Annotated in this window: 12 protein-coding genes; 6 read left to right on the plus strand and 6 right to left on the minus strand. The window is 73.8% G+C overall.

Annotated features, from left to right (window positions below; translation table 11 throughout):
• Positions 1-14: 14 nt before the first annotated feature.
• The 3 genes from IE326_RS02260 to IE326_RS02270 are packed head-to-tail and all read left to right on the plus strand — an operon-like array spanning position 15 to position 2440.
• Positions 15-809: an ABC transporter ATP-binding protein gene (locus IE326_RS02260; protein ID WP_150235723.1), complete on the plus strand. Its 795-nt coding sequence runs from the start codon at positions 15-17 to the stop codon at positions 807-809.
• Positions 796-1683, plus strand: a complete 888-nt coding sequence (locus IE326_RS02265) for an ABC transporter permease (RefSeq protein WP_190040680.1) — start codon at positions 796-798, stop codon at positions 1681-1683. The genes IE326_RS02260 and IE326_RS02265 overlap by 14 nt, the downstream gene beginning before the upstream one ends.
• A gap of 13 nt (positions 1684-1696) precedes the next feature.
• Positions 1697-2440, plus strand: coding sequence for a sirohydrochlorin chelatase (locus IE326_RS02270; RefSeq protein ID WP_190040681.1), 744 nt, complete (start codon positions 1697-1699; stop codon positions 2438-2440).
• Positions 2441-2455: 15 nt separating this feature from the next.
• On the opposite strand, the gene IE326_RS02275 is transcribed toward IE326_RS02270, so the two are convergent.
• Positions 2456-3007 carry a DUF1697 domain-containing protein gene (locus tag IE326_RS02275; protein WP_150235729.1) on the minus strand — a complete coding sequence of 184 codons (552 nt, stop codon included), beginning with the start codon at positions 3005-3007 and terminating at the stop codon, positions 2456-2458.
• Positions 3008-3201: 194 nt separating this feature from the next.
• On the opposite strand from IE326_RS02275, the gene IE326_RS02280 reads away from it, so the two are divergent.
• Together IE326_RS02280 and IE326_RS02285 are read left to right on the plus strand one after the other, a co-directional pair.
• A complete protein-coding gene (locus tag IE326_RS02280) occupies positions 3202-4059 on the plus strand; it encodes a phosphotransferase (RefSeq protein ID WP_150235732.1) in 858 nt (285 codons plus the stop codon).
• A gap of 54 nt (positions 4060-4113) precedes the next feature.
• A complete protein-coding gene (locus IE326_RS02285) occupies positions 4114-4941 on the plus strand; it encodes an alpha/beta fold hydrolase (RefSeq protein WP_150235735.1) in 828 nt (275 codons plus the stop codon).
• Positions 4942-4988: 47 nt separating this feature from the next.
• Here IE326_RS02285 and IE326_RS02290 read toward each other — a convergent pair whose 3' ends face one another.
• From IE326_RS02290 to IE326_RS02305, 4 genes are all read right to left on the minus strand, one after another.
• Positions 4989-5714, minus strand: coding sequence for a 3'-5' exonuclease (locus IE326_RS02290; protein WP_150235737.1), 726 nt, complete (start codon positions 5712-5714; stop codon positions 4989-4991).
• 66 nt (positions 5715-5780) lie between these two features.
• Positions 5781-7067, minus strand: coding sequence for a DUF5919 domain-containing protein (locus IE326_RS02295; RefSeq protein ID WP_150235739.1), 1287 nt, complete (start codon positions 7065-7067; stop codon positions 5781-5783).
• 109 nt (positions 7068-7176) lie between these two features.
• Positions 7177-8502, minus strand: coding sequence for a copper amine oxidase (locus tag IE326_RS02300; protein WP_150235741.1), 1326 nt, complete (start codon positions 8500-8502; stop codon positions 7177-7179).
• Positions 8503-8573: 71 nt separating this feature from the next.
• Entirely contained in the window at positions 8574-9401 is an 828-nt protein-coding gene (locus tag IE326_RS02305; RefSeq protein ID WP_229915174.1) for a Tat pathway signal sequence domain protein, read from the minus strand.
• A 188-nt stretch (positions 9402-9589) separates the two neighbouring features.
• On the opposite strand from IE326_RS02305, the gene glgX reads away from it, so the two are divergent.
• The gene (glgX, locus tag IE326_RS02310) at positions 9590-11710 is read left to right on the plus strand and encodes a glycogen debranching protein GlgX (RefSeq protein WP_150235744.1); all 2121 of its coding nucleotides are present in this window, start codon (positions 9590-9592) and stop codon (positions 11708-11710) included.
• Here glgX and IE326_RS02315 read toward each other — a convergent pair.
• Complete coding sequence (locus IE326_RS02315; RefSeq protein WP_190040683.1) at positions 11664-12944, minus strand: MFS transporter; 1281 nt, start codon at positions 12942-12944, stop codon at positions 11664-11666. The genes glgX and IE326_RS02315 overlap by 47 nt on opposite strands.
• Between the last annotated feature and the right edge of the window lie 27 nt (positions 12945-12971).

A 12971-nucleotide genomic window follows, 5' to 3' on the forward strand; every position in this document is an offset into this window, starting at 1 on the left:
AGGAGGTGACGACCATGGCCACGACGCTCGCCAAGGCTGCCGAGGGCACCGTAGCGGAGCAGACGCACGCCGCCCGGATCGAGCACGTCTCGAAGTCCTTCTCCGGCCCGGCCGGTGCCCAGCTCGTCCTGGACGACGTCAGTCTCGACGTCGCGCCCGGCGAGTTCGTCACCATCCTGGGGGCCTCGGGGTGTGGCAAGTCCACGCTGCTGAACCTGGTCGCGGGACTGGACCGGCCGACCCAGGGGTCCATCGAGACCCCGGGCGGCCGGCCGGCCCTGATGTTCCAGGAGCACGCCCTCTTCCCGTGGCTGACCGCGGGCAAGAACATCGAACTCGCCCTGCGGCTGCGCGGAGTGCCGCGCGCCGAGCGCCGGACGGAGGCCGAGCGGCTGCTCGAACTCGTCCGTCTCGGCGGGGCGTACGGCAAGCGGGTGCACGAGCTGTCCGGCGGCATGCGCCAGCGCGTGGCGCTCGCCCGGGCGCTCGCCCAGGACAGCCGGCTGCTGCTGATGGACGAGCCCTTCGCGGCGCTCGACGCCATCACCCGCGACGTGCTGCACGGCGAGCTCACCCGGGTCTGGGAGGAGACGAGGCTCTCCGTCCTCTTCGTCACCCACAACGTGCGCGAGGCCGTCCGGCTCGCCCAGCGCGTGGTCCTGCTCTCCTCCCGGCCCGGCCGGGTCGCGAAGGAGTGGACCGTGGACATCCCCCAGCCGCGCCGCATCGAGGACGCGGACGTGGCCGAGCTGTCCGTCGAGATCACTGAACACCTGCGTGGGGAGATCCGCCGCCATGGCCAGCACTGACACCGCCGCGGCGGTCAAGAAGGACGACCTCGCCGGTCTGGAGGCCGGACTCGACGCGCTGGACGCGGTCGAGGTCCGCCGCACCCCGGTCCGCGAGGTCCTCCTCAAGAAGGTCCTCCCGCCCGCCCTCGCCGTCGCCCTCGTCCTCGTCGTCTGGCAGGTCCTCGTCTCGGCGAGGATCACCGACGAGACAAAGCTGCCCGCGCCGTCCACGGTGTGGGACGGCCTGGCCGACATGTGGCTCCAGGGCACCCTCCTGGAGGTCATCTGGACCAGCGTGTCCCGGGGCCTTTCCGGCTTCCTCCTCGCGCTGGCCATCGGCACCCCGCTGGGCCTCCTCGTGGCCCGGGTGAAGTTCGTGCGCGCCGCGATCGGGCCGATCCTGTCGGGTCTCCAGTCGCTTCCCTCGGTGGCGTGGGTGCCGCCGGCCGTGCTCTGGTTCGGCCTGAACGACGCCATGATGTACACGGTGATCCTGCTGGGCGCCGTGCCGTCGATCGCCAACGGCCTGGTCTCCGGCGTCGACCAGGTGCCGCCGCTCTTCCTGCGGGCCGGCCGCACCCTGGGCGCCACCGGCCTCAGGGGCACCTGGCACGTGGTGCTCCCGGCCGCGCTGCCGGGCTACCTGGCGGGCCTGAAGCAGGGCTGGGCGTTCTCCTGGCGTTCGCTGATGGCGGCGGAGATCATCGCCTCCTCCCCCGACCTGGGCCTGGGCCTGGGCCAGCTCCTGGAGAACGGCCGCAACAACATCGACCTGCCCGGCGTCTTCCTGGCGATCCTGCTGATCCTGGTCGTCGGCATCGCGATCGACCTGCTGATCTTCAGCCCGCTGGAGCGCTGGGTGCTCCGCAGCCGCGGCCTGCTGGCGAAGTGAGGTCGGCCCGCACATGAACCGTTCCGTCCTCCTCGTCGTCGCCCACGGCAGCCGTGACCCGCGGCACGCGGCGACCGTCCGGGCGCTGGTGAGCCGGGCCGGCGCGCTGCGGCCGGGGCTTCGGATCGAGACCGCGTTCCTGGACTTCAACCTGCCCTCGCCGGCGGGGGTCCTGGACCGGCTCGCCGGGGAGGGCGTGCGGGACGTGGTGGCGCTGCCGCTGCTGCTGACCCGGGCCTTCCACGCGAAGGCCGACGTCCCCGCCGTCCTGCGCCGGGCCCCCGCCTCCCTGCGGGTCCGCCGGGCGGAGGTCCTGGGCCCGTCCCCGCTGCTGCTGGCGACGGTGGAACGGCGCCTGTACGAGGCCGGGCTCACGCCCGGCGACAAGAGCACCACCGGGGTCGTCCTGGCCTCGGCGGGCTCCACCGACCCGGAGGCGATCGCGGCGATCGCAGAAACGGCGCGGGAGCTGCGGGACACCGGTTGGTGCTCCGTGCGACCCGCGTTCGCCTCCGCATCCCTCCCCCGGACGGAAGAGGCCGTACGGGCGCTGCGCGCCGAGCCCGGCGTCCGCCGGGTGGCGGTCGCCCCGTACGTGATCGCCCCGGGCCGCCTCCCGGACCGCGTCGCGGCCGGTGCGGCGGAGGCCGACGTCCTCGCGGACGTCCTCGGCCCCTCTCCCGAGCTGGCCCGGCTGCTCGTGGAGCGGTACGAGGCGGCGGCCCGTGCCGGACGGGCCCTGGTCGCGGCGGGTTAGGGCGCGGCTCCGGGCTCAGGCCGCGGTCATCTCCACCAGTTTGCGGACCGTGTTCCAGTTGCGGGCGGTGTTCACCACGCCCTTGTTGAGGGACGGCCGCAGGACGGCCTCGGCGAGCTTGGAGCGGCCGAGGCCGTCCGGCGTGTGGAGGTACACCACCCGGTCGCCGAGGGCGAAATCCTCGGGCGCGAAGGCCCCGGCGTCGACGGCGGCGAAGCGGTCGGCGGTGACCGGTTCGGAGTAGTACACGGCGTGCAGCTGCTTCCCCTCCAGCTCGTCCGCGGGGAAGGGGCACGCCTCGGCGACGGCCGCGAGGTAGGCGTGGTCGCGGACGAGGCAGTCGCAGGCGAAGCCGAAGCGTTCCTCGATCGCCTCGCCGATGCCGGCCGCGAGCGCGTCCCCGGCGGCGTCCGAGCCGGTGGTGAAGACGGCGTTGCCGCTCTGGAGGTAGGTCCGGACGCCGCCGTGGCCGAGTCCTTCGAGCAGGTCGCGCAACTCGGCCATGGGGAGCTTGCGGTGGCCGCTCACGTTGATGCCGCGGAGGAGGAGCGCGTACGTCGTCGTCATGCGGCCACCTTAGGGTCACCGCGCCTCGTGGGGGGCGGCGCGGTGACCTGCTCGCACCCTTCCCGATCGACGGGCGGGAACGGAAGGGCCTTCACCCATCTGTGACTTATCAAACAAGGTTTCGTAATGACGGGGGGTGCGGCCAGGGGTGGGACACTGCTCGCGCACACGTACCACCGGGTAGGGAGAGAGTGATGGACGAGGCGAGGGCGCGGGAGATCCTGGCCGCGGCGGGACTGCCGGCCGGCGGGGCGCGGCTGCTCGCACTGGGCGAGAACGCGGTCTTCGCCGTGGACGGCCTGGTGGTCAAGGTGGGCCGGTCGGCCGAACTGTTCGAGCGGGCCGGGCGGGAGGTGGCGCTGGCCGGCTGGCTCGCGGAGGCCGGGGTGCCGGCGGTGCGGGCGGCGGAGAAGGAGCCGCGGCTCGTCGAGGGCCATCCGCTGACCTTCTGGCACCCGCTGCCCGAGGCCGTCCGGCCGGCCGAGCCGCGCGACCTGGCGCCGCTGCTGCGGGCCGTGCACGCCCTGCCGGAGCCCGCGGACCTGGCGCTGCCCCGGCGCGAGCTGCTCGGCGGCGTGGAGCGCTGGCTGCGGCTGGCGGGGGACGCGATCGACCCGGCGGACGCGGCCTTCCTGCGGGAGCGGCGGGACGCCTTCGCCCCGGCGGCCGCCGCGCTCGTCCCGCACCTGCCGCCGGGCCCGATCCACGGCGACGCCCTGCCGCGCAACGTCCAGGTGGGCCCGGACGGCCCGGTCCTGATGGACCTGGAGACCTTCTCCTCGGACCTGCGCGAGCACGACCTGGTGGTCCTGGCGCTCTCCCGGGACCGTTACGGCCTGGACCCGGCGGCCTACGACGCCTTCACCCGGGCGTACGGCTGGGACGTGCGGGAGTGGGAGGGCTGCGCGGTGTTGCGCGGGGCGCGGGAGACCGCGAGCTGCGCCTGGGTGGCCCAGCACGCGCCGCACAACCCGAAGGCGCTGGCCGAGTTCGAGCGGCGGGTGGCGTCGCTGCGGGACGGCGACCCCGAGGTCCGCTGGTATCCGTTCTGACCGGCCTGCCATCATGATCCCCGTCGAACCGGCCGACGGGAACGGGGTGTTGTGATGCGCGTACAGCTGTCCGAGGTGTCGCTGGAGGTCGAGGCGAGCGGCGAGGGACCGGTGGTCCTGCTGCTCCACGGCTTCCCCGACGACCACACGCTCTGGCGTCACCAGGTGCGGGCGCTGAACGCGGCCGGCTTCCGGACGGTGGCGCCGACGCTGCGCGGCTTCGGCGCCTCGGACCGGCCGGAGGGCGGCCCGGAGGCGTACCACCCGGCGAAGCACGTCGGCGACCTGCTGGAGCTGCTGGCCCGGCTGGACGTGGACCGCTTCCACCTGGTCGGCCACGACTGGGGGTCGGGGATCGCCCAGGGGCTGGCGTCGGTGGTGCCGGACCGGGTGCGGAGCCTGTCCCTGCTGTCGGTGGGGCACATCGGGGCGGTCCGGGACGCGGGCTGGGAGCAGAAGCAGCTGTCCTGGTACATGCTGCTGTTCCAGTTCGCGGGTCTCGCGGAGGACTGGCTGGCGCGGGACGACTTCGCGCAGCTGCGCGAGATGCTGGCCGAGCATCCGGACGCGGAGTCCGTGATCGAGCCGCTGCGGGCGCCCGGGGCGCTGACGGCGGCGCTGAACATCTACCGCGCGGGGCTCCCGCCGGAGGTCCAGTTCGGCACGGACCTGCCGGTGCCGTCGCTGCCCGCGGTGCCGGTGCTGGGCGTCTGGTCGACCGGGGACCGCTTCCTCACCGAGCGCTCGATGGAGCGGACGGGCGAGCGGGCGCGGGGCCCCTGGCGGTACGAGCGGGTCGAGGGGGCGGGGCACTGGCTCCAGCTGGACCGCCCGGAGGCCGTCGACGACCTGCTGCTGTCCTTCTTCAAGGAGCACGCCTGAGCCGTCCCGGCGCGTGAGCGCCCGGGGCCACCGGCCTCCGCCTCCGGTCAGGGGGCGGCGGTCTCCGGTGCGCCGCGCAGCGGCCACACGGGGTCGACGAAGGCGTCGGGGTCGCCCTTCTTCCGCAGGAACTCCTGGAAGTTCTCGGCCCAGGCGCGGTACCAGCCGATCTGCCGCCGGTGCAGTTCGGCGGGGTCGAGCGCGGCGACCTTCGGGTGCCGCTCGGCTATCGCGACGGCGACCCGGACGGCGGCGAGGGCGTCGGCGGACGCCTGGTGCGCGGCTTCGAGGACGACGCCGTACTCGCCGCAGACGGCCTCCAGGGTCCGCTTGCCGCGCCGGTAGCGGTCGACGGCCCGGTCGATCGTGTACGGGTCGACGACGGGGCCGATGCCGGCGGAGCCGAGCCGCTCCTCCAGGGAGGGCAGCCCGTGGCGGCGGAGCTCGGCGGCGAGGAGGGTGAGGTCGAAGGAGGCGTTGTACGCGACGACCGGGACGCCCTGGCGCCAGTACCCCGTCAGCGTCTCGGCGACCTCGTCGGCGACCTCGGGGGCCGGGCGGCCCTCGGCGGCGGCCCGCTCGCTGCTGATGCCGTGGATGGCGGTCGCGGGCTCGGGGATGGGGACGCCGGGGTCGGCGAGCCAGTCGCGCTGCCGGACGACCCGTCCGGCGTGGAAGCCGACGACCGAGGCCGTCACGATGCGCGCTTCCTGCGGGTCGGTGCCGGTGGTCTCCAGGTCGAAGCCGACCAGTGGTTCCCCGTGCCAGGCCATCGGGTCCTCCTTACGTGATCTCCCCCGTGGTGTTCACCACCCTCGCACGGGCCACTGACAACGGGATCAGGAGACGGGTCGGGAATCGAGCCAGACCGACTCGAATTCCTCACGATACGTCTCGAAAAGTCCGTGCTCGCCGTGGGGGTCGCGCTGTCCCTGCCGGACGACGGCCCGGCCGCCGCCGCGCAGCACCAGGACGGGGGCCTCCATGCCGCGGGCCTTGCGGAGGTAGGACTGGACGACGCCGACGCCGTCCGGGCCGTCGCCGTCGACCAGGTAGGCGGTGAAGCGGGGGGTCTCGTCGAAGACGTGGATCTGGAAGGCGTCGGGGTCGCGGAGCCTGGCGCGGACCCGCCGCATGTGGAGGATGTTCATCTCGACCGAGCGGCTCAGCTCGCCCTTCTTGATGCCGAGCTCCCGCTCGCGGCGCTTGACGGCGCTGCTCGCCGGGTTGAGGAAGAGGAGGCGTATCCGGCAGCCGGACTCGGCGAGGTGGACCATGCGGCGGCCGGAGAAGTTCTGCACGAGCAGGTTCAGGCCTATGCCGGTGGCGTCGAGGCGGCGGGCGCCGCCGAAGAGGTCCTCGGCGGGCAGCTGGCGCTGGAGCCGGACGCGGTCGGGGTGGACGGAGACGACGTCGGCGTACCGGTCGCCCACGAGATCCTCGACGGCGTCGACGGGGAGCCGGTCGGCGGAGGGGAGTCCGGCGCCGCTGCCGAGGATCTCCAGGATCCGGGCGGAGGCCCGTTCGGCCTGGGCGAGGACGGTGGGCGAGAGGGCCCGGTTGCGGGAGACGACGTTGCGCGTCACCTCCAGCTCGTCGAGGGCGAGTTCGACCTCGCGCCGGTCGTCGAAGTAGGGCTCGAAGCAGGGCCAGTGCTGGACCATCAGCTCGCGGAGCTGGGGCAGCGTGAGGAAGGAGAGGACGTTGTCGTCGGCGGGGTCGAGGAGGTAGCCCTTGCGGCGGGAGACCTCGCGGACGGCGACGGCGCGGCGGACCCATTCCTGTCCGGCGGGACCCGCCGCGGCGACGACCCACTCGTCGCCGTGGACGGGCTCGTAGACGGGGCGCAGGACGGCGGCGACGACGGCCCGCATCCGCTGTTCCACGAGGTTGAGCCAGATGTAGGCGCGGCCGGCGCGCTGGGCGCGGGTGCGGACCTCGCTCCACGCCTCGGCGCCCCAGTCGAGCTCGGCGCCGATCTCCACCGGCCGGGCCACGGTGACCGCGCCGGGGGGCGCGGCCGTCCCGGAGGGGAGGATCACCGTGGGCGGCGCCTCCCCGGGGTCGGCCGGTCCCCCCTCGTGACCCGCGTCCCCTGGGGGCAGCTCACGACCTCCCGAGCTCACCCGCGCACCGCCTTCTGCTCTGGACGCCCGTCCCGAATTCTTCCGACAAGATCAAGGAAGGGTACTCCGCGAGCGGGAGGCGGTGCAGCAGGATCGGCCGCCTCCTTGCTCAGGGCTCCAGCGACGGCTGGCCGTTCTGCGAGGCGAGATCGGCCGGAGTGAGCGGGTTCATGGCGGTTACGTCGCGGGGGGCGAGCTGGAAGCCCTGCCAGTGGACGGGCATGGGCTGCTGGTCCTCGTCCCGGGCGATGTGGTGGAACCCGATGTTGACCCACACGGTCGGTTTGGTCAGAGTCTCCCCGTTGACCCATTTGTCCACGCTGTCACCGGCGTTGGGGGCGCAGTTGCCGATGTTGTTGCTGGCGTACTGCTCGCAGCCGCGGGCCTGGGTGAAGTAGACGTCGTGCTTGGTGAAGCCGCGGCCGGCGTGGGTGTCGGTGTGGCCGGGGACGATCTCGTAGCTGCGGGCGTGGCCGTCGGCGTTCTTGCCGGTGCCGCTGACCACCCGCCACCAGCGCATGTTCTTGGCGTCGCCGGCGAGTTCCTTGGTGACGGCGGTGCGCCGGGTCGTCACGGTGGGGCTGCCGTCGCCGGTGGGCGGAGTGACGGTGGAGTCGTACTGCTCGATGCGGTCCTTGCCGCCGTCGAGGCCGAAGTCGAGCTTCCAGAAGACGTTGTGGGCGTGGCTGGTGGCGTAGCCCCGGGCGCCCTTGCCGATGGGCCAGCCGCGGCCGTCGGTGGCGTTGTAGTCGACGGGCGAGAGGCTGCCGGTGGCGCCCACGTTGGCGCCGACGGTGCCGTCGGCGGAGAAGCGCCACTCGGAGATGTACTCGTACCAGCCGACCTTGTTGACGGTGTAGACGAGCAGGTCCTTGGCCTGGGCCTGGTGGACGCCGGTGCCGGAGTCGGCGGCCATGCGGTAGGCGTGGCCGCGGGCCCTGGTGGTGGTGCACAGGCCCTTGACCTGGCCGACCTCGGGCACCTTGACGGTGGTGAGGGTGCCGCCGGGGCATTCGGCGGCCTTGAGGTCCTGGAGGCCCCAGCCGAAGCCGGCGCCGGTGAGGTCGTCGTACTCGGCGCCGCCGTCGTCGTACGGGACGTGGATCTGGGCGAGGCGGGCGCTGGAGAGGACGCGGACGGGGGCGCCGCCGGGCGGCTGGTAGGTGACGTGGTCGAGGATCAGGCCGGCGTCGGTGCTGTAGCGCCAGCACATGTTCCAGGTGGCGCCGCCGTCGAGCTTCTTGGTGATGCGGTACGCGGCCGAGCAGACGGCGGTGACGGGCGGGTGGCTCGCGGTGGGCCGGGGGCTGGGCGGGTTCGGGAGGGCGGGCGTGCCGGAGGCGGGCGTCGCGGCGGCGGTGGCCGTGCCCAGGAGGGCGGTGGCCGCGAGTGCGGCGAGGGTCCCCCGGGTTCGCCGGTGGTGCCGGTCGGTCATGCGGGTGTGCTCCTTGACGTGTCGGGGCCCCCGCGGGGCGGGGGCGGGCGGGGAACGGCGGGCGGCGGTGGTCAGCCGACGCGGACGACGTTCCTCGCGGAGAGGTCGACGATCAGGTTCCGGGTGTCGATCCAGGCGCCGTTGCGGACCTTGGCGACGAGCCGGACGCAGCGGTGCTCTCCGCAGCGGGAGAGCGCCTCCGGCACGTTCTTCTCCCGGTAGGTGCGGTAGACGTCGCCGTTGAACCAGAGCTGGTCGACGCCCTTCAGTTCGGTGCCGGTGGCGTCCCGGTAGTCCTCCTTCACGCCCTTGCCGAGGGGGCTCGCGAGGATGAGCTCCATGGCGGCGCGCAGCTCCTCGGGGTGGGCGGAGGGCTGCACCCCGCGCCGGACGCCGGTGGTCTCGACCTTTCCGGTGGCCAGGTCGACGGTCCGGGTGACGAGTTCGTCGCGCGCGTAGTCGTAGAGGCGGACCTGGGCGCGGCGCCTGCCCTCCTGGCCGGGGACCGGGTCGGCGAGTTCGGTGCCGAGGTGCTGCGGGCGGCCCCGGTCGCCGTCGACGTCCTGCCGGGCGGCGGTGTCGCCGGGGGCGAGCGCGAGGTCGCGGGCGCGGGCGAGTTCGGCGTCGGTGAGCGGGTCGGTGCCGGTGCCGCGGTCGCCCTCGGCGGCGGCGGGGACGACGGTGGCGGGCGGGGCGGGCGGTGCGCCCCTGCCGTCGGCACCGGCCGCGCCGTCCGCTCCGGCCGCGCCCTGGGCGCCGGTCCCGGTCGCGGCGCCGGGGGCTCCGGCGGCGGTGGACGCGGCACCCGGGGTTCCGGCGGCGGCGGAGGGCAGGTCCTCCGCTCCGGCGGCGCCCGGCAGGGTGATCGCGACCGCGGCGGCGGTTCCCGTCACCGCCATGGCCGCGCCTGCCACCACCTTCCCCAAGTGGCGTCGTACTATTTCGTACACATTTCCCCCTCTATCCCCCGCTTGGCCTGCGGTCACCCAGTAGGACGGGGCGCGTTCCCGGGAGGTTGCGCATCTTTCGGGCAGGATCTGGCCGAAGAGCACGCATGAACCCGGACAGAAGAGGAATATTCGTACGCATGCAGGTCTGGCCGGGACGGGCGTACCCCTTGGGCGCCACCTATGACGGAGCGGGCACCAACTTCGCGGTCTTCTCGGAGGCGGCGCACCGCATCGAATTGTGTCTCATCGACGACGACGGGACGGAGAATTCCGTCGAACTGCGCGAGACGGACGCCTTCGTCCGGCACGCGTACCTGCCCGGCGTGATGCCCGGGCAGCGGTACGGCTTCCGGGTGCACGGGCCGTACGCGCCGGAGCGCGGGCTGCGCTGCAATCCGGCGAAGCTCCTCCTCGACCCGTACGCACGGGCGGTGTCGGGGGCGGTCGCGTGGGGCGAGGCGGTGTACGGGTACCCCTTCGGACGGCCCGACGCCCGCAACGACCTCGACTCGGGTCCGCACACGATGACCTCGGTGGTGGTGAACCCGTACTTCGACTGGGGCGACGACCGCAGGCCGCGCACCGAGTACCACCACACGGTGATCTACGAGGCCCACGTGAAGGGCCTGACGATGCTCCACCCGGACCTCCCGGAGGAGCTGCGCGGCACCTACGCGGGGCTCGCGCACCCCTCGGTGATCGGGCACCTGAAGGAACTCGGCGTCACCGCACTGGAACTGATGCCCGTTCACCAGTTCGTGAACGACCACCGGCTGGCCGACGCGGGCCTGTCGAACTACTGGGGCTACAACACGATCGGCTTCTTCGCCCCGCACAACGCCTACGCCTCCTGGGGCGACCGGGGCCAGCAGGTCCTGGAGTTCAAGTCGGCGGTGCGGGCGCTGCACCAGGCCGGGATCGAGGTCATCCTCGACGTCGTCTACAACCACACGGCCGAGGGCAACCACTTGGGCCCGACGCTCTCCTTCCGGGGCCTGGACAACCCCTCGTACTACCGGCTCGGCGACGACCCCCGCTACTACACGGACACCACCGGCACCGGGAACTCGCTGCTGATGCGGTCCCCGCACGTACTCCAGATGATCATGGACAGTCTGCGGTACTGGGTGACCGAGATGCACGTGGACGGCTTCCGCTTCGACCTGGCGGCCACCCTGGCCCGGCAGTTCCACGAGGTGGACCGGCTGTCGTCCTTCTTCGACCTGGTGCAGCAGGACCCGGTGGTGAGCCAGGTGAAGCTGATCGCCGAGCCGTGGGACGTCGGCGAGGGCGGCTACCAGGTGGGCAACTTCCCGCCGCTGTGGACCGAGTGGAACGGCAAGTACCGGGACTGCGTGCGGGACCTGTGGCGCGGGGAGCCGCGCACGCTCGCCGAGTTCGCCTCCCGGCTCACCGGCTCCTCCGACCTGTACCAGGACGACGGCCGCCGGCCGCTCGCCTCGGTCAACTTCGTCACCTGCCACGACGGTTTCACCCTGCGCGACCTCGTCTCCTACGACGAGAAGCACAACGAGGCCAACGGGGAGGGGAACAGGGACGGCGAGAGCTTCAACCGCTCCTGGAACTGCGGGGCGGAGGGCGAGACCGACGACGTCGGGATCAACGAGCTGCGCAACCGCCAGATGCGCAACTTCCTCGCCACGCTGATGCTCTCCCAGGGCGTGCCGATGCTCAGCCACGGCGACGAGTTCGGCCGCACCCAGGGCGGCAACAACAACGCCTACTGCCAGGACGGCGAGGTGTCCTGGGTGCGCTGGCCGAAGGAGGGCGACGAGACCGAGGCGGTGCTGCTGCGCTTCACCCGGGCGATGGTGCGGCTGCGCCGGGACCATCCGGTCTTCCGGCGGCGGCGCTTCTTCCACGGCCGCCCGGTGGAGGGCACCCACGACGAGCTCACCGACATCGCCTGGTTCACCCCCGAGGGCGAGGAGATGACCTCGCGGGACTGGCAGGCCGCGCACGCCCGGGCGCTGACCGTCTTCCTCAACGGCAACGCGATCTCCGAACCGGGGCGGCAGGGCGAGCGGATCACCGACGACTCCTTCCTGCTGATGTTCAACGCCTCTTCGCAGGAGCTGGAGTTCGCCGTGCCGGACAGTCACGGGCGGTGCTGGCGCACGGTGGTCGACACCTCCGACCCGGAGGGCATGCCGCCCGGGGAGGGGCCGGAGATCGGGGCCGGCGAGCGGGTCACCCTCGCGCCGCTGAGCCTGACCGTGCTGCGCCGTCCGGCGTGAGCGCCCCGCGCGGCTCCCCGGTCCGCCCGGTCCGCCCGGTCCGTACGGTCCAGGAGAGCGCCGCGCAGGCGACGGCCGCCCCCACCGCCACCGCGAAGGCGGCGGGGGCGCCGTGCCGTTCGGCGAGCCGGCCGGACAGCGCCAGGGCGAGTGCCTGGCCGCCGACGATCCCGCTGGTGAGGAAGGCCATGGACTCGGCGAGCCGGCCGGCGGGGACGGCCCGCTCGGTCAGCGCGAAGACGGTGATGAGGTGCGGGGCGTAGGCGGCGCCGAGGACGGTCACTACCGCGTAGAGCCCGGTGAGGCTGTCGACCGCGAGGAGCGGCAGGGAGAGCAGGACCAGTCCGGCGGTCGCGGTCCGCCAGCGGAGGGTGAGGCCGATCCGGGCGGGCAGGGCGGCGAGCGAGAGGCCGACGGCGGCGCTCATCACGCCCATCGCCGCGTAGACGAGCCCGGCCTGGGCGGGGGCGCCGAGGCCCGCGGTGAGGGCGGTGATGCCGGCCTGGGAGGCGCCGAACATGGCGCCCTGGAGGACCATCGTCGCCCGGAGGGCGTAGGCGGAGCCGGGCAGCCGCGTCCGTTCGGCGGCACCCGTGCGGGTGGCGGGCGCGTCCGGCCCCGGGGCCGCCGGGGCGAGGGCGCGGGCGGTCGGGTGGAGCGCGAAGGCGGTGCCGCAGAGGGCGAGCAGCAGGGACGCGCCGAGCAGGGCGGCGCCCGGGTGGGCGAGGGCGGCGGCGAGGCCGACGAGGGCCGGGCCGAGGACGAAGGACACCTCGTCGAGGGTGCCCTCGAAGGAGAGGACCGCGCCGACCGTCCGGTCGTCGGCGCCGGCCCTGCGGGCGAGGGCCACCGAGCGGGTCCGGGCGAGCGGCCCGATCTGCGGGACGGTCGCCCCGGCGAGCAGCGCGAGGGGCACCAGGAGCCCGGTGGGGGCGTGGGCGACGGCGGCGAGGACCAGGGCGGCGACGGCCACGGCGTTGGCGAGGGAGGCGGCGAGGACGGGGCCGCGCTGGCCGCGCCGGTCGGCGAGCCGGCCCAGGAGGGGGCCCGCGACGGTCTGTCCGGCGGCCAGCGCCCCTCCGGCGAGCCCGGCGGTGGCCAGGGAGCCGCTGGTCTCCGCGACCAGGAGCACGCTGCCGAGCTGGCACATCGCGGTCGGCAGCCGGCCGAGGAAGGAGAGGACCGGGAGGGCGGGGCCGAGCGGGGCGAGGGTGTCGCGGTACGTCCGGAGCATCGGCCGAAAGTAACGCGAGCCACCCGA

Source organism: Streptomyces filamentosus, assembly GCF_014654895.1.
In the GTDB taxonomy this organism is placed as follows: Bacteria; Actinomycetota; Actinomycetes; order Streptomycetales; family Streptomycetaceae; genus Streptomyces; species Streptomyces filamentosus.